The sequence below is a fragment of the Ancylobacter sp. FA202 genome, from assembly GCF_000380205.1.
Classification (GTDB): domain Bacteria; phylum Pseudomonadota; class Alphaproteobacteria; order Rhizobiales; family Xanthobacteraceae; genus Ancylobacter.
Window position 1 is genome coordinate 574,684 of sequence record NZ_KB904818.1, and the last position, 15,469, is coordinate 590,152.

12 protein-coding genes are annotated in these 15,469 nt (G+C 68.9%); 8 read left to right on the top strand and 4 right to left on the bottom strand.

From position 1 onward, the window contains the following. Positions 1-57: 57 nt before the first annotated feature. The 3 genes from clpB to ubiG all read right to left on the bottom strand — a co-directional run bounded on the left by clpB (position 58) and on the right by ubiG (position 4,961). Positions 58-2,676 (bottom strand): ATP-dependent chaperone ClpB, encoded by a 2,619-nt coding sequence (gene clpB, locus A3M1_RS0102580; RefSeq protein WP_018387388.1) that lies wholly within the window; start codon positions 2,674-2,676, stop codon positions 58-60. A 174-nt stretch (positions 2,677-2,850) separates the two neighbouring features. After that, positions 2,851-4,122, bottom strand: a complete 1,272-nt coding sequence (locus A3M1_RS0102585; protein ID WP_018387389.1) for an MFS transporter — start codon at positions 4,120-4,122, stop codon at positions 2,851-2,853. An 89-nt stretch (positions 4,123-4,211) separates the two neighbouring features. After that, complete coding sequence (gene ubiG, locus A3M1_RS0102590) at positions 4,212-4,961, bottom strand: bifunctional 2-polyprenyl-6-hydroxyphenol methylase/3-demethylubiquinol 3-O-methyltransferase UbiG (RefSeq protein WP_018387390.1); 750 nt, start codon at positions 4,959-4,961, stop codon at positions 4,212-4,214. Positions 4,962-5,120: 159 nt separating this feature from the next. On the opposite strand from ubiG, the gene A3M1_RS0102595 reads away from it, so the two are divergent. The 5 genes from A3M1_RS0102595 (at position 5,121) to A3M1_RS0102615 (ending at position 12,492) form a co-directional block, all read left to right on the top strand. Further along, entirely contained in the window at positions 5,121-6,371 is a 1,251-nt protein-coding gene (locus A3M1_RS0102595) for an aspartate kinase (RefSeq protein ID WP_018387391.1), read from the top strand. Between the two features lie 79 nt (positions 6,372-6,450). Next, positions 6,451-8,718, top strand: a complete 2,268-nt coding sequence (gene ptsP / locus A3M1_RS0102600) for a phosphoenolpyruvate--protein phosphotransferase (protein WP_018387392.1) — start codon at positions 6,451-6,453, stop codon at positions 8,716-8,718. Between the two features lie 10 nt (positions 8,719-8,728). Continuing rightward, a complete protein-coding gene (gene prfA, locus A3M1_RS0102605; RefSeq protein WP_018387393.1) occupies positions 8,729-9,826 on the top strand; it encodes a peptide chain release factor 1 in 1,098 nt (365 codons plus the stop codon). Continuing rightward, complete coding sequence (gene prmC, locus A3M1_RS0102610; protein ID WP_018387394.1) at positions 9,823-10,674, top strand: peptide chain release factor N(5)-glutamine methyltransferase; 852 nt, start codon at positions 9,823-9,825, stop codon at positions 10,672-10,674. Before prfA ends, prmC begins: the two co-directional genes overlap by 4 nt. 588 nt (positions 10,675-11,262) lie before the next feature. Further along, on the top strand, positions 11,263-12,492 hold the full coding sequence (locus A3M1_RS0102615) for a DUF4167 domain-containing protein (protein ID WP_018387395.1): 1,230 nt from the start codon (positions 11,263-11,265) through the stop codon (positions 12,490-12,492). A 97-nt stretch (positions 12,493-12,589) separates the two neighbouring features. On the opposite strand, the gene A3M1_RS0102620 is transcribed toward A3M1_RS0102615, so the two are convergent. Beyond that, entirely contained in the window at positions 12,590-13,423 is an 834-nt protein-coding gene (locus A3M1_RS0102620) for an MOSC domain-containing protein (protein WP_018387396.1), read from the bottom strand. A gap of 169 nt (positions 13,424-13,592) precedes the next feature. Between A3M1_RS0102620 and thpR the strand changes: the two genes are divergently transcribed. From thpR to A3M1_RS0102635, 3 genes are all read left to right on the top strand, one after another. Next, positions 13,593-14,126 carry an RNA 2',3'-cyclic phosphodiesterase gene (gene thpR, locus A3M1_RS0102625; RefSeq protein ID WP_018387397.1) on the top strand — a complete coding sequence of 178 codons (534 nt, stop codon included), beginning with the start codon at positions 13,593-13,595 and terminating at the stop codon, positions 14,124-14,126. A 79-nt stretch (positions 14,127-14,205) separates the two neighbouring features. Next, the gene (locus A3M1_RS0102630) at positions 14,206-14,619 is read left to right on the top strand and encodes a YkvA family protein (protein WP_018387398.1); all 414 of its coding nucleotides are present in this window, start codon (positions 14,206-14,208) and stop codon (positions 14,617-14,619) included. A 217-nt stretch (positions 14,620-14,836) separates the two neighbouring features. Beyond that, positions 14,837-15,355: an invasion associated locus B family protein gene (locus tag A3M1_RS0102635; protein ID WP_245261551.1), complete on the top strand. Its 519-nt coding sequence runs from the start codon at positions 14,837-14,839 to the stop codon at positions 15,353-15,355. Positions 15,356-15,469 lie beyond the last annotated feature (114 nt).

Here is a 15,469-nt window from a genome sequence, read left to right on the forward strand (position 1 = left end):
GGCCCCCGCGAGAGGGCCCTTCGGTCTTTTACAGGATGATGAGGCGTGTGGAGGCCGTCAGGCCGCCTCATCCACCGTGCGGGCGCGGGTGTCGAACAGCAGCTCGTTCGCCCCGCGCTCGACCTTCACCGCGTCGCCATCCTTCACCGTGCCGGCGAGGATGCGGCCGGCCAGCGGGTCCTGCAGCAGCTTCTGGATCACCCGCTTGAGCGGGCGCGCGCCATAGGCCGGGTCGTAGCCCTTCTCGGCGAGGAAGTCCCGCGCCTCGGGGGTGATCTCCAGCGCGATCTTGCGCTCTTCCAGCAGCTTCTCCAGCCGCTTGACCTGGATATCGACGATCGCGCCCATCTGGTCGCGGCGCAGCCGGTGGAACAGCACGATCTCGTCGACGCGGTTGAGGAATTCCGGGCGGAAATGCGAACGCACCACACCCATCACCTCGTCCCGCACCGCTTCGCTGTCCTCCCCGTCGGGCTGGTTCACCAGATATTCCGCCCCGAGATTCGAGGTCATGATGATCAGCGTGTTGCGGAAGTCGACCGTGCGGCCCTGCCCGTCCGTCAGGCGCCCGTCATCGAGCACCTGGAGGAGGACGTTGAACACGTCCGGATGCGCCTTCTCGATCTCGTCGAACAGCACGACCTGATAGGGCCGGCGCCGCACCGCCTCGGTGAGCGCGCCGCCCTCCTCATAGCCGACATAGCCGGGAGGGGCGCCGATCAGCCGGGAGACCGAGTGCTTCTCCATGTATTCCGACATGTCGAGGCGCACCAGCGCGGTGTCGTCGTCGAACAGGAACGACGCCAGCGCCTTGGTCAGCTCGGTCTTGCCAACGCCGGTGGGGCCGAGGAAGATGAACGAGCCGATCGGCCGGTTCGGGTCCTGCAGGCCGGCCCGGGCGCGGCGCACCGCGGTCGAGACGGCCTCCACGGCCTCCTTCTGGCCCACCACGCGCTTGGAGAGCATGTCCTCCATGCGCAGCAGCTTGTCCTTCTCGCCCTCCAGCATCTTGTCGACGGGAACGCCGGTCCAGCGCGAGACGACGCCGGCGATGTGGTCGGGCGTCACCGCCTCCTCCATCATCGTGCCGGCCTTCACCTCGCCAGCGGCGTCCTTCGCCTCAATGGTGGCGAGCTTCTTCTCCAGCGCGGGGATGGTGCCATAGGCGAGTTCGCCCGCCTTCTGGTACTCGCCCGAGCGCTGGGCTATGGCGAGGTCGGCGCGCGCCTTTTCGAGATCGCTCTTGATCTTCTGGGCGTCGCCGAGCTTCTCCTTCTCCGCCTTCCAGCGCGAGGTGATGGACGCGGACTGCTCCTCCAGATTGGCGAGCTCCTTCTCCAGCTTCTTCAGCCGGTCCTTGGAGCCGGTGTCGGTCTCCTTTTTCAGCGCCTCCTGCTCGATGCGCAGGCGCACGATCTCGCGGTCGATATTGTCCAGTTCCTCGGGCTTGGAATCGACCTGCATGCGCAGGCGCGAGGCCGCCTCGTCGACCAGGTCGATCGCCTTGTCGGGCAGGAACCGGTCGGTGATGTAGCGGTTGGACAGCGTCGCCGCCGCCACCAGCGCCGAATCGGTGATCCGCACGCCGTGGTGCAGCTCGTACTTCTCCTTGATGCCGCGCAGGATGGACACCGTGTCCTCCACCGTCGGCTCGGAGACGAAGACCGGCTGGAAGCGACGGGCGAGCGCCGCGTCCTTCTCCACATGCTTGCGGTACTCGTCGAGCGTGGTGGCGCCGACGCAGTGCAGCTCGCCGCGCGCCAGCGCCGGCTTGAGCAGGTTCGACGCATCCATGGCGCCGTCGGTCTTGCCGGCGCCGACCAGCGTGTGCATCTCGTCGATGAACAGGATGATCCCGCCCTCGGCCGTCTCGACTTCGGAGAGCACGCTCTTCAGCCGCTCCTCGAACTCGCCGCGGTATTTCGCGCCGGCGATCAGCGAGCCCATGTCGAGCGCCAGCAGGCTCTTGTCCTTCAGGCTCTCGGGCACGTCGCCATCGACGATGCGCAAGGCGAGGCCTTCGACGATCGCCGTCTTGCCGACGCCGGGCTCGCCGATCAGCACCGGGTTGTTCTTGGTGCGGCGGGACAGGACCTGGATGGTGCGGCGGATTTCCTCGTCGCGACCGATCACCGGGTCGAGTTTGCCCTCGCGCGCCGCCTCGGTGAGGTCGCGGGCATATTTCTTCAGCGCGTCATAGGCGTTCTCCGCCGTGGCGCTGTCGGCCGTGCGGCCCTTGCGCAGCGCCTCGATGGCGGTGTTGATCTTCTGCGGCGTCGCTCCGGCCTTGAGGAGGATCTTGCCCGCCTCGCTGTCCTTCTCCAGCGCCAAAGCGAGCAGCAGCCGCTCGACCGTGACATAGCCGTCGCCGGCCTTCTTCGCCGCCTGCTCGGCCGCCTCGAAGACGCGGGCGGTGCCCGGGGCGAGGTAGACCTGGCCGGCGCCGGAACCCTGCACCTTGGGCAGCTTCTTCAGCGCCGCCTCGGTATCGGCCAGCACGATGCGGGGATCGCCGCCGCTGCTGGTGATCAGCCCGGCGCACAGGCCTTCCGGATCGTCGAGCAGAACCTTCAGCAGGTGCTCGGGGGTGAATTGCTGGTTGCCCTCTCGCAGGGCAAGCGACTGGGCGGACTGGACAAATCCGCGCGCGCGTTCGGTGTAGATTTCAAAATTCATGTCGCAAAGCCTCCTGGCCCCCCGTCCGCCCTGACGGCACGAACGGTCACTCGGGACGACGGCGCCCGTATCCCGGCCGCCGCAACGGACCCCGTTGTGGCGATCCGTCGGTCCTCATGTAGTGTGGCGGATCGGCAACGGAAGGGCGTTGCGCAGGATCAAGCGCGGATTTTGTCAGGCCGCCGCCGGTGCGACATCCGGGGCGGCATCGGCCCTGCCGGGCGCGGTGCCGCCCGGGCAGCCGCCGATCACATAGGCGCCGCCCGCCAGCAGCGCCACGGCGCCCAGAGCGAGGAAGGCGGAGGGATAGCCGAGCTGCTGCGCCACAACGCCGCCAAGCAGGGTGGAGAGCGAGGCGCCTATGCCCTGCGCCGTCATCGCGAAGCCGAGGCCGAGATTGAACCGGCCCGACCCGGCGAGGATGCGGGCGACGAGGCCGGGCGTCGCCACCCCGAGCAGGCCGGCGCCGACGCCGTCGAGAACCTGCACCGGAACGAGCGCCCAGGCGGCGCCATAATACACCGCCGCCGCCGCGATCACCCCGCGAATCGGCAGCGCCGCGAGGGCGAGCAGCAGCACGAGCCGATAGCCCCGACGCGCGCCGAGCCAGGCGGCGACCAGCGCCATCGGGATCATCGTGCCCTGCGCCACCACGACCGTGGTCGCGGTCAGGGCGCTCGGGTCTGCGCCAGCAGTCGCCACCATGGCCTGGCCGAACAGCGGCAGCATCGCCGCATTGCCAAGATGGAACAGGCCAAACGTGACCGCCGCCGTGACGAGGGCCGGCTCGCGCAGGAGCTTGCCGATGCTCTCATGGGCCTTGCCCGCCCCGGCCGGGGAGGCAGCCCCGCCCCGCGCGGCCTCATGGTCGATGGCGTCCGCCGGGATCGCCAGCACCGACAGCGCGCCGAGAACCGCCATGGCGCCGAGCAGCGCGAACACCGCCGGCAGGCCGAACCACCAGCCGAGCACCCCCGCCAGCACGGCGGCGAGGATGTTGCCCGCGTGGTTGAACGCCTCGTTGCGCCCCAGCTGGTGATCGAAGGCCGCCGGGCCGACCAGGCCCAGGGTCAGGCCGGCAATGGCCGGCAGCAGCGCGGCGGCGGCGATGCCGTTCACCGCCTGCGCCACCGCCACCGCGGCGAAATAGGGTACGGCGAGAATGGTCAGCGAGGCCGCGAGGATCGCCACCGAACCGAAAACGATGATCGCCCGCTTGGCCCGGCTGGCATCGACCAGCGCCCCCATCGGCATGGTCGCAACCATGGCGACCAGCCCGCCCAGCGTCATCACGAGGCCAATCTCGGCCGGGCTCCAGCTCTTTTCCTGCAGGAACACGCCGAGAAACGGCCCGAGCCCGTCACGCACATCGGCGAGGAACAGGTTCAGCGCGGCAAGCGCCGCCAGTGGGGAGAGCAGCGCGGCTGTGGAAGGCGAAGAGCGCATGATGGGATTCCGGCGGTGGCATCGCACCGATAAGCCGCCGGCCGCCGGAGGGTTCCGGCGTACCGGACGATGCCTGACGGCAATTAAGCCTAGGCCGCCGCGCGGCGCTCCGCCAGCATCATGTAGTTGACCGAGAGGTCGCTTGAGCGCCGCCATTCATCCGCCAGCGGGTTGAACACCACGCCCTCGCGCGCGACCACGTCGAGCCCGCCCGTCTCCAGCGCCGCCTGCAGCTCCTCGGGGGTGACGAAGCGCTTCCAGTCATGCGTGCCGCGCGGCAGCCAGCCGAGCACATATTCGGCGCCGACAATGGCGAGGGCGAAGGAGCGCTTGGTGCGGTTCAGCGTCGCCGCGACCATCAGGCCGCCCGGCTTCACCATCTCCGCCGCGCGGGCAAGGAACAGGTCGACATCGGCGACATGCTCCACCACCTCCATCGCCATCACCACGTCGAATCGCTCGCCGGCATCGGCCAGCGCCTCGGCGGTGGTGGCGCGGTAGTCGACGCCAACGCCGCTTTCTTCCGCATGCAGCGCGGCGATCCGCACATTGCGCTCGGCCGGATCGATGCCGGTGACGCTAGCGCCCATGCGGGCCAGCGGCTCGCTGAGCAGGCCGCCGCCGCAGCCAATATCGAGCAGGCGCAGCCCTTCCAGCGGGCGGATGGCACGCGGGTCGCGGCCGAAATGGGCGGTGATCTTCTCGCGCAGATAGGCCAGCCGCACCGGATTGAACCTGTGCAGAACCCGCATCTTGCCGCGCGGATTCCACCATTCGGCGGCGAGCGCGGCAAAGCGTTCCACTTCGCGGGGATCGACGGTGGTGGCGGTTGCGGTCATCGACGCCTCATCTTCGCCCGGCCGTGCCGAGAGGGATTCCAAGCTCGCGCGACGGCGTTGCGGGCGCGGCGCGAGGTGGATATGTATACGCGCCTTTTGGGCCGGGAGCTCACATTCTCCCGCCCGGCCCCACAGAAGAACACGGTACGGTTTCCCGCAATGGCACGTCTGGTGATGAAGTTCGGCGGCACCTCGGTCGCCAACATTGAGCGCATTCGCATTGTTGCGCGGCACGTCAAACGGGAAGTGGAGGCCGGCCACCAGGTCGCGGTCGTCGTCTCGGCCATGTCCGGCAAGACCAATGAGCTGGTCGCCTGGTGCCGCGAGGCCGCCCTGCTGCACGATGCGCGCGAATATGATTCCATCGTCGCCTCCGGCGAGCAGGTGACCTCAGGCCTGCTGGCCATCGTGCTGCAGGAGATGGGCATTTCCGCCCGCTCCTGGCTCGGCTGGCAGCTGCCCATTTCGACCGACGACGCCCATGGCGCGGCGCGCATTCTCGACGTGAATGGCGAGGAGATCATCAACCGCTTCGCCCAGGGCGAGGTGGCTGTGATCGCCGGCTTCCAGGGCATTCACCTGCCCAGCGGGCGCCTCACCACGCTCGGGCGCGGCGGTTCGGACACCTCAGCGGTGGCGATCGCCGCCGGCATCAAGGCCGACCGCTGCGACATCTACACCGATGTCGACGGCGTCTACACCACCGACCCGCGCATCGTGCCGAAGGCGCGCCGGCTGGAGAAGATCGCCTTCGAGGAAATGCTGGAAATGGCGTCGCTCGGCGCCAAGGTGCTGCAGGTGCGCTCGGTCGAACTGGCCATGGTACACAAGGTCCGCACCTTCGTGCGCTCCAGCTTCACCGATCCGGACGCACCGGAACTCAAGACCGCCGGCGACCCGCCCGGCACCCTGATTTGCGACGAGGAGGAAATCGTGGAGAGTGAAGTCGTCACCGGCATCGCCTTCGCCCGGGACGAAGCCCAGGTCAGCATCCGCCATGTGCCGGACCAGCCCGGCATCGCGGCGAACGTGTTCGTGCCGCTCGCGGAAGCGAACATCAATGTCGACATGATCGTCCAGAACATTTCGGCCGAGGGCTTCACCGACATCACCTTCACCGTGCCGACCGCCGATTTCGAGCGCGCCAAGGCCACGCTCGCCGGCGTGCGCGACCAGATCGGCTTCCAGAGCATCGAAGGCGCGACGGATGTGGTGAAGGTCTCGATCATCGGCATCGGCATGCGCAGCCATGCCGGCGTCGCGGCGCGTGCGTTCAAGTCGCTTTCCGAGCGCGGGATCAACATCCGCGCCATCTCCACCTCCGAGATCAAGATCTCGGTGCTGATCGACGCCGCCTATACCGAGCTTGCCGTGCGAACGCTGCATTCGGTATACGGGCTGGACGCCTGAGTTCAGGCAACGGCGCGGCGCGAGTCGCGCCGCGTTAAGACGCTCCGGGATAGCGGCTCCCGGAAACCGAGGACGGCCAATGCGTGGCGCGCTCGGCGGCCCGCGCGTGCTTTTGAGGCGTCTCCGCGAGGTCATGGCGGAGCCGGTGAGCGCGCAGGACCGCCTCGACAAGATCGTGGTGCTGATCGCGGCCAACATGGTGGCCGAGGTGTGCTCGGTCTATGTGCTGCGCGTCGATGGCACGCTTGAGCTCTATGCCACCGAGGGCCTGAACCGCACCGCCGTGCATCTCACGGTGATGCGGATCGACGAGGGCCTCGTTGGCACCGTGGCCCGCGAGGCCGAGCCGATCAGCCTGTCCAATGCGCAGGCGCACCCGGCCTTCTCCTACCGGCCGGAAACGGGCGAAGAGATCTACCACTCCTTCCTCGGCGTGCCGATCCTGCGGGCCGGCAACACGCTCGGCGTGCTTGTCGTGCAGAACCGCGCCCACCGCTCCTATACCGAGGAGGAGATCGAGGCGCTGCAGACCACGGCCATGGTGCTGGCCGAGATCATCGCCTCGGGCGAACTCACCGCCATGGCGCTGCCCGGCGCCGAGCCGGCCGCCCGCCGGCCGCTGCATCTCAAGGGCCTCGCGCTGTCGGAAGGCATCGGCCTCGGCCATGTGGTGCTGCACGAGCCGCGCATCGAAGTCACCAAGGTCATCGCCGACGACCTGCCGGCGGAGCTGAAGCGGCTCGACGGCGCGGTGGAGACGCTGCGCGCCTCGATCGACACCATGCTGGAGGATGAGGGCGTCGCCCGCGTCGGCGAGCACCGCGAGATCCTCGAAGCCTACCGCATGTTCGCCCATGATCGCGGCTGGATCGGCCGCATGCGCGAGGCCGTGATGACCGGCCTCACCGCCGAGGGCGCGGTGGAGCGGGTGCAGTCCGACACCCGCGCCCGCATGCTGCGCATGACCGACCCTTACTTGCGCGAGCGTATGCACGATCTGGACGATCTGGCCAACCGGCTGCTGCGCCAGCTCACCGGCCGCACCGCCGGCTCGGACCATGACCGGCTGCCGGACAATGCCGTCATCGTCGCCCGCAATATGAGCCCGGCGGCGCTGCTGGACTATGACCGCACCCGCATTCGCGGCCTCGTGCTGGAAGAAGGCGCGGCGACCAGCCATCTGACCATCGTCGCCCGCGCGCTCGGCATATCCGCCGTCGGCCACATGGAAAATGTCGTCGGTCAGGTCGATGCCGGCGACGCGGTGATTGTCGACGGCGTCAGCGGCGAGGTGCATATCCGCCCGCCGGCCGATGTCGAAAGCGCCTATGCCGAGAAGGTGCGCTTCCGCGCCAAGCGGCTGGAGCGCTACGCCGCCCTGCGCGACGTGCCGACCGTCACCAAGGACGGCACGCCGATCGAGCTGCATCTCAATGCCGGCCTGCTGGTCGACCTGCCGCATATCGAGGAGACCGGCGCGACCGGCATCGGCCTGTTCCGCACCGAACTGCAGTTCATGATCGCCTCCGCCTTCCCGCGCACCAATGAGCAGCTGAAGCTCTATCGCTCGGTGCTGGACGCGGCGGGCGACCGGCCGGTGGTGTTCCGCACCCTCGATATCGGCGGCGACAAGGTGCTGCCCTATATGCGGGCGATCGAGGAAGAGAACCCGGCGCTGGGCTGGCGCGCCATCCGCCTTGGCCTCGACCGGCCCGGCCTGCTGCGCAGCCAGATCCGCGCCTTGCTGCGCGCCGCCACCGGGCGCGAATTGCGGCTCATCTTCCCGATGGTGTCGGCGGTGGAGGAATATGACCGCGCCCACCACATCGTCGAGCGCGAGCTGACCCATCTGCGCCGGCACGGCCACGGCCTGCCCGAGCGCGTGCTGGTGGGGGTGATGCTGGAAGTGCCGGCGCTGCTGTTCCAGCTCGACCTGCTGTTCAGCCGGGTGGATTTCGCCTCGGTCGGCTCCAACGATCTGGTGCAGTTCCTCTATGCCGCCGATCGCGGCAATTCGCGCGTCGCCGACCGCTTCGACCCGCTGGCCCCGGCGGCGCTGCGGGCGCTGAAGATGATCATCGACAAGGCGGCCGAATACGGCAAGCCGGTCACGCTGTGCGGCGAACTCGCCTCGCGGCCGCTGGAGGCGCTGGCGCTGGCCGCGATCGGCTATCGCCGGCTCTCGGTCTCCCCGGCCTCCTATGGCCCGGTGAAGGCGATGCTGCTCGAACTCGATTTGCCCGCCGCTTCCGCCTTTGTCGAACCGCTGCTCGGCATTCGCGGCGAGGTGGCGTCGCTGCGCCCGCAGCTCGCCGCCTTCGCCGCGAAAGCCGGCCTGCCGCTGTGAGTGCCGCCGCGTGACCGCCCTGCCCGATGTCCGGCTCGACCAGCTTCTCGCGCGCCATGCCGAGATCGAGCACGCCCTCTCCGCCAGCCCGGAGGCGGAAACCTATGTCCGCCTGTCGCGGGAGTTTTCCGACCTGTCGCCACTGGTCGAGAGCGTGAAGGCGCTGCGCCGCGCCGAGCGCCAGCTGAAAGAGGCCCGCACCCTCGCCACCGAGGCTTCCGGCGACCGCGAGATGGCGGCGATGGCGCAGGAGGAGGCGGACACGCTGGAGGAGGAGGTGGAAACCCTCTCCCACGCCGTGCGGCTCGCCTTGCTGCCCAAGGACGCGATGGATGAGCGCGGCGTCATCCTCGAAGTCCGCGCCGGCACCGGCGGCGACGAGGCGGCGCTGTTCGCCGGCGACCTGTTCCGCATGTATGAGCGCTTCGCCGGGCTGAACGGCTGGTCGGTCGAGGTGCTGTCGATGACCGAAGGCGCGGCCGGCGGCTTCAAAGAAATCGTCGCCGGCCTGCATGGCTCGGGCGCCTATGCCAAGCTGAAGTTCGAATCGGGCGTCCACCGCGTGCAGCGCGTGCCCGATACCGAGGCCTCGGGCCGCATCCACACCTCCGCCGCCACCGTAGCGGTGCTGCCTGAGGTGGAGGAGGTCGACGTCGACATCAACGAATCCGATTTACGCATCGACGTGTTCCGGGCCTCGGGCGCCGGCGGCCAGCACGTCAACAAGACCGAGAGCGCGGTCCGCATCACCCATCTCCCCACCGGCACGGTCGTGGCGGTGCAGGACGAGCGCTCGCAGCACAAGAACAAGGCCCGCGCCATGGGCATGCTGCGCGCCAAGATCTACGAGGCCGAGCGCGAGCGACGCGACAGCGCCCGCGCCAGCGAGCGCAAGGTGCAGGTCGGCTCCGGCGACCGTTCCGAGCGCATCCGCACCTATAATTTCCCGCAGGCGCGCGTCACCGACCACCGTATCGGCCTCACTTTGCACAAGCTGCCGGAAATTCTCGCCGGCGACGCGCTGGGCGAGCTGGTCGACGCGCTGACCACCGAATATCAGGCGACGCTGCTCGCCGAGGCCGAGAGCGCCGGCTGGGGCGAGCGGTGACCACCCGCACCGCCCTGCTGCGCGCCTTTGCCGCAGCCTTTGCGGAAAAGGGCCTGGAGGCGCCCGAGCGCGAAGCCCGCGCGCTGCTGCGGGTGGGGCTTGGCCTCTCCGATCTCGACTTGGTGGCGCGGGGAGAACAGGAGGTGGCGCCAGTGGACGCCGCGCGCCTTCGCGCCCTCGCCGAGCGCCGCGCCGCCGGCGAGCCGCTGGCCCGGCTGACCGGGCGGCGCGAATTCTGGAGCCTCGATTTCACCCTCGCCCCCGAGACGCTGGTGCCGCGCCCGGAGACGGAAACGCTGGTGGAAGCGGCGCTGGCGCTGTTCCCGGACCGGCGCGCGCCGCTGCGCCTTCTCGACCTCGGCACGGGCTCCGGCGCCCTGCTGGCGGCGCTGCTGAGCGAGTTTCCCGCCGCGTTCGGCATCGGCGTCGACCTGTCGCCGGGCGCCGCCCGGCAGGCGCGGGAAAACCTTGCGGCGCTTGGATTGGCGCACCGCTCGGCGGTGATGGTGGGGCACTGGGCGCAGGCGCTTGCCGGCGGCTTCGATCTCGTGGTCTCCAATCCGCCTTATATTCCCAGCACCGATATAGCGGCGCTGGAGCGGGAGGTGCGCGAGCACGACCCGCTGCTGGCGCTCGATGGTGGCCCGCAAGGGCTCGATGCCTACCGTGCGCTTGCCCGCGCCCTGCCCGGCCTGCTCGTCACCGGCGGCCATGCCGTGCTGGAACTGGGCATCGGGCAGGAGGCGGATGTCGCCGCGCTGCTCGCCGCGGCGGGGCTGCGGGTGGAGGGTCCGGCGCGGTGCGATCTCGCCGGGATCGCCCGCGCACTCATCGCCCGCAAGCCTTGATATTGCGGGAAACGCCTCAAAAAAGGGCTTGGAAGGCGATACCGAACCGATTAGTGTCAATTGCAGGAATCGTCCTGAGACATCATCTGCCTTTTGGTGATTGGAACGCCGGTCGCTCATTGATCCGAGTCGCCGTTCTCCTCGCTGGCAGTGGCATTCGGGCCCTTGCGAAAGGCCTAGATGCAACCCGTTTCATAAGGGGCGAACGCTCCAAGAGTTTATCGGCGTGGCTTCGGTTACGCGATGAAACATGGGGTCGGCCGCAGCGCATTCGTGCGCGCGCCGGGTCCGGGCCGGAGAAATGCGGTCAGGACGGATCGGTGTCGGCATGGCCGGCGGCGAAGCATCTTCGAGATGCGCTCCCATGGAAGAAGCCCGATGGTCGAGGGCGACCTGCGGCGCGACTGGAACCTCCGGGTTCCGGCCTGCGGCAGCTTTTCACCGACTTACGGCGAGATTTCCCGCCGTGCCGCTGCCGATGGCCTAGGCCGAAGGGGCGGGACTGCGGACACCGTGTGATTGACCCGCCTGTATGGCACCGAATGGGGCATCCCCGTCCGGCTTTGTGGGGCACCAGAGACCAGCTCGATGCGAAATAGTAATCAGCAGAAGCGTACGCGCGGCCGCAACAACGGCAATCGGCGCAGCCAGAATCCGCTTACGCGCGTTTATGAGTCCAACGGCCCGGATGTGAAGGTGCGAGGCACGGCGCAGCACGTCGTGGAAAAGTATCAGCAGCTGGCCCGCGACGCGCAGGCCACAGGCGATTACGTGGCGGCGGAAAACTATCTCCAGCACGCCGAGCATTACTATCGCATCATCGCCGCCGCGCAGGCGCAGTTCGGCGTGCAGGGGCAGCCCTATCAGCGCTCCGACGATGACGAATTCGACGACGAGATGGACGAGGGCGGCTCGGACAACCAGCCGGTCTACCAGACCCGCGAGCCGCAGGCGCCGCGCGACAATGGCCACCGCGACAACGGCCCGCGTGACAATGGCAACCGTGACAACGGCCAGCGCGAGAATGGACATCGCGACGGCGGCCAGCGGGACGGAAACCAGCGCGACAATGGCCCGCGTGAAGGCCAGCGCGACTTCTTCCGCGACCGCGACAACCGCCGCGACAATCGCGAACGCGGGCAGGATCGCCACCAGGAGCGCGGCCCGGACCGTAACCAGGACCAGCGCAATCAGGACCAGCGCGCGCAGGAGCCGCGCAACCAGGACCAGCGCGGACAGGACCGTGGACCGGAGCGCGACCGCAGCGAACGGCCCGACCGTCCGGAGCGCGAGCCGCGCGAAGGCCGCTGGTCGCGCGAGAGCCGCCCCTATCGCGACAATCGCGCCCCCCGCGAGGGCGGCGATGCCAACTACCGCGATCCCGCCCAACAGCCGCAGCCGCGCCTCGGGCCGGAAGTTGAGGCCGAGATCGGCCTGCCCGCCTTCATCACCCAGAGCGGCGGCACCGCCCCGGCAAGCGCCACCGCGCGCAAGACCGATGCGCCGGCCGACGCGCCGGAGGCCAAGGTTGCTCCGGCCGTTGCACCCGTGACCGCTGAGCCCGCTCCCGCAGCGGCGCCCGCCGCGCCGGCTCCCGCCGCCCCGGCGGAAGCGACGCCCGTCGCTGAGGCCCCCGCCCCGAAGACCCGCAGCCGCGCCGCCAAGCCGGCGGCGGCGGTGGCCGTGGCGCCTGAGGAGGCCCCGGCCGACGACACGGAAGGCCGCGCCCCGCGCACCCGCCGGCGCCGCTACCGCCGCAGCGATACCGAAGGCGAGGGCGAAGGCTCCGAGCCCGCCCCGGCGGAAGTCGCGGAGTGATCGGCTTCCCCGCCCGCACATGAAAAAGGCCCGGCTCAGCCGGGCCTTTTTTTGTTAGGGGGTGGAGAGGGAAGGCCGAAGGCGTCTGAAGCGGGCCTCAGAGCGTGATCCGCACCGAATCGCCGTCGGCGATAAGCCCGCCCTGCTCGATCTCGGCGAAGATGCCGCAATCGGTATGGCCGAAGGTCCGCATCAGCGTCCCCGGCACGTCCATGTCGCGCTTGGCCGTCACCGGGTCGACATTGGTGGCGGCGCAGCGGAAAATGCGCTGGGTGATCTTGAGCCGGACATGGCTGCCCACCTCGATCGTGTGGCCGACGAGGTCGAACTCCTCCCACGGCTCCATGCCGTCGAGATAGAGATTGCCGCGAAAGCGCAGCGGGTCCACCGGCTGGCCGATGATGTCGCCGAGCGCTCGGCAGCTCGCCAGATTGATCAGCGAGACATAGCCCTCGGTGGTGTCGACGAAGCGGAATTCCGGCGGAGCCGCCAGCACGCGCGGCGCGCCGCGCAGCTCATAGCGGGAATAGCGCTGGAAGAACGCCTCGATCACCTCCCGCCCTTCCGCCGTGTCGAGCGTGCCGCGCGCCACCTCGGCGCCGTCGAGCCGGATCACCAGCTCCGCCGTCGCGTCGTCGAACCGGGCTTCGAGCGCGGCCAGCCGCTCATTGCGCATGAGCATCAGGAACTTGATCTTCGGCTGGAAGGCCGGGGCTTCGGCGATGAAGCCGGAGGGCCCGTTCTCGATGGCGAAGAGCCGGTCGCCGGGGAAATACTTCCCCGCCATCAGCTCCACCAGCTCAAGCCGCTCCGGCGTCAGCCCCTTCACGGGGTAACGATAGATCGACTGGATGCTGGCAAAGGCGAGTGACTTCGCCGCATCCTCGGCCGTGGTGAAAAGTTCAGCGTCGTCGGTCGATTCGCTCATCATGCCTCACCATATCGGCTCCCAGTGTTCCCGTCAGCCGCAGCGATAATCCGCGCCCGTGGCGGCACTGCGGACGGCCCGTGTTTTGCCTGTCGTATTTTTGGCTTTTCCTCGGCCTACGAATCCGTCTCAATGGTGACGGGTTCCCTTGCCGACACCATAGGAGGGGGTCATGCCGCGGCTTTTCACCGCCCTCGAAATCCCGAGCGAAGTCGCCGAGCATCTGTCGATGCTGCGCGGCGGCCTTCCCGGCGCTCGCTGGATCAGCCCGGATTTCTATCACGTCACCCTGCGTTTCATCGGCGATGTCGACCATGCGGTCGCCCGCGACGCCGCCGCCGCGCTCGACGAGATCGAGCGCTTCGGCTTCGACCTCACCCTTTCAGGCGTCGACCAGTTCGGCAACCACAAGCCGCATTCGATCTTCGCCGGGGTGCAGGCCAACCAGGCGCTGAACGAGCTTCAGGCCGAGCATGAGCGGGCGATGAAGCGCATCGGCCTGCCGCCGGAAGGGCGCAATTTCCGCCCGCATGTCACGCTGGCCCGGCTGCGCGACGCCGCCCCCCGGCAGGTGGCGGATTATCTCGCCTTGCGCGGCTATTTCCGCAGCGCCACCTTCCAGGTCTCGCGCTTCGTCCTCTTCTCCTCGCGCGATTCCGTCGGCGGCGGACCCTACAGGGTGGAGGCCGCCTACCCGCTGATGTGACGGCGCGATGTTGCGAAAGCGCGCAATGGCAACCATGTCTGGCGGGACGGGCCTTTTCTGGACCCGTCGGGAGAGCGAGATGATCCACCGATCCGACCGTGCTTTCGACGCCGACGCCCCCGATAGGGAGGGAATCGAGGCGGAAGCCCACGCCATCCCCGGCGCCGGCGCCGAGGAGGAGGCCCGGGTGCGCGCCCGCTTCTGGCCGAAGCTGGCCGGCGCCCTGTCGCGCATTCCCTTCGCCGAGGACGCGGCGGCCGCCTATTACTGCGCGCTGGACAGCCAGACGCCGACCCGGGTGCGCGGCCTGCTGTTTGGCGCCCTCGCCTATTTCCTGCTGCCCACCGATGCGGTGCCGGACATCATTGTCGGCCTCGGCTTTACCGACGATGCGGCGGTGCTGGCGACGGCGCTGAACCTGCTGGCCAGCCATATCGGCGCCGACCACCGGGCGGCGGCCCGCGCCGCGCTTGAGCGGCTGCGCGCGTCCTGAGCATGGGCGGGAATCGCGGCCTTGCGGGGATAATCGGCCGCACGGTCCTGCCATGCCATCAATTCGCCGCCCCCCTTCCGCCAATTGAGCTTCAAACGCTTCCTATCGGAGCACCAAGGGTTCACAGCCGCGGACAGCGCGGATATCCCTGATGCCGCCGATACGGAGAATCACGCGGAGCCGCCCCGGCGGCCCGAGGATACGGAGGATGCAGACCATGGCACGACGCACCGTGCGCGCCGCCCTCGCCGGCCTGGCAATGGCAATGATCGGGATCGGCGGCGCCAGTGCCCAGGGTGCGCCCAAGCTCGTCACCCAGTCGGGCGACTGGGGAGTTTATCTCGACACCAGCGGCAGCGGAAAGATCTGCTACGCGCTGTCGCAGCCCAAGACCCGCATGCCGGCCGGCCTCAAGCGCGACCCCGCCTATTTCTTCATCTCGACCCGCACCGCCGAGAATGTGAAGGGCGAGGTCAGTGTCGTCATGGGCTTCGCGCTGAAGGAAGGCACCGACGCCACCCTGACCATCGGGCCGGCCAATTTCGACCTCTACACCCGCGGCACCGGCGCCTGGGTGCGCAATGTCGCCGAGGAGGCGCGCCTGGTCGACGCCCTGCGCAAGGGCAAGGACGTGGTGGTGAAAAGCACCTCCCTGCGCGGCAATGTCACCACCGACACCTATTCCCTGAGCGGCATCTCGGCGGCGATCGACCGCGCCGCCCAGGAATGCCGCTGACGCATCGCGTGCGCCTTTTCGATCCGGCGGTATCCATCTGATCGAAAAGGCCTCTAGACTGATGGCGACGGCCTTGCGCCGCGCCGTTCCCCCGAGCGCCAATCTTCGAGGTCA

Excerpts from the sequence above, each read along its gene's own strand:
- clpB (WP_018387388.1), bottom strand. The coding sequence starts at position 2,676 with ATGAATTTTGAAATCTACACCGAACGCGCGCGCGGATTTGTCCAGTCC.
- A3M1_RS0102585 (WP_018387389.1), bottom strand. The coding sequence starts at position 4,122 with ATGCGCTCTTCGCCTTCCACAGCCGCGCTGCTCTCCCCACTGGCGGCG.
- ubiG (WP_018387390.1), bottom strand. The coding sequence starts at position 4,961 with ATGACCGCAACCGCCACCACCGTCGATCCCCGCGAAGTGGAACGCTTT.
- A3M1_RS0102595 (WP_018387391.1), top strand. The coding sequence starts at position 5,121 with ATGGCACGTCTGGTGATGAAGTTCGGCGGCACCTCGGTCGCCAACATT.
- ptsP (WP_018387392.1), top strand. The coding sequence starts at position 6,451 with ATGCGTGGCGCGCTCGGCGGCCCGCGCGTGCTTTTGAGGCGTCTCCGC.
- A3M1_RS0102615 (WP_018387395.1), top strand. The coding sequence starts at position 11,263 with ATGCGAAATAGTAATCAGCAGAAGCGTACGCGCGGCCGCAACAACGGC.
- A3M1_RS0102620 (WP_018387396.1), bottom strand. The coding sequence starts at position 13,423 with ATGATGAGCGAATCGACCGACGACGCTGAACTTTTCACCACGGCCGAG.
- thpR (WP_018387397.1), top strand. The coding sequence starts at position 13,593 with ATGCCGCGGCTTTTCACCGCCCTCGAAATCCCGAGCGAAGTCGCCGAG.
- A3M1_RS0102630 (WP_018387398.1), top strand. The coding sequence starts at position 14,206 with ATGATCCACCGATCCGACCGTGCTTTCGACGCCGACGCCCCCGATAGG.
- A3M1_RS0102635 (WP_245261551.1), top strand. The coding sequence starts at position 14,837 with ATGGCACGACGCACCGTGCGCGCCGCCCTCGCCGGCCTGGCAATGGCA.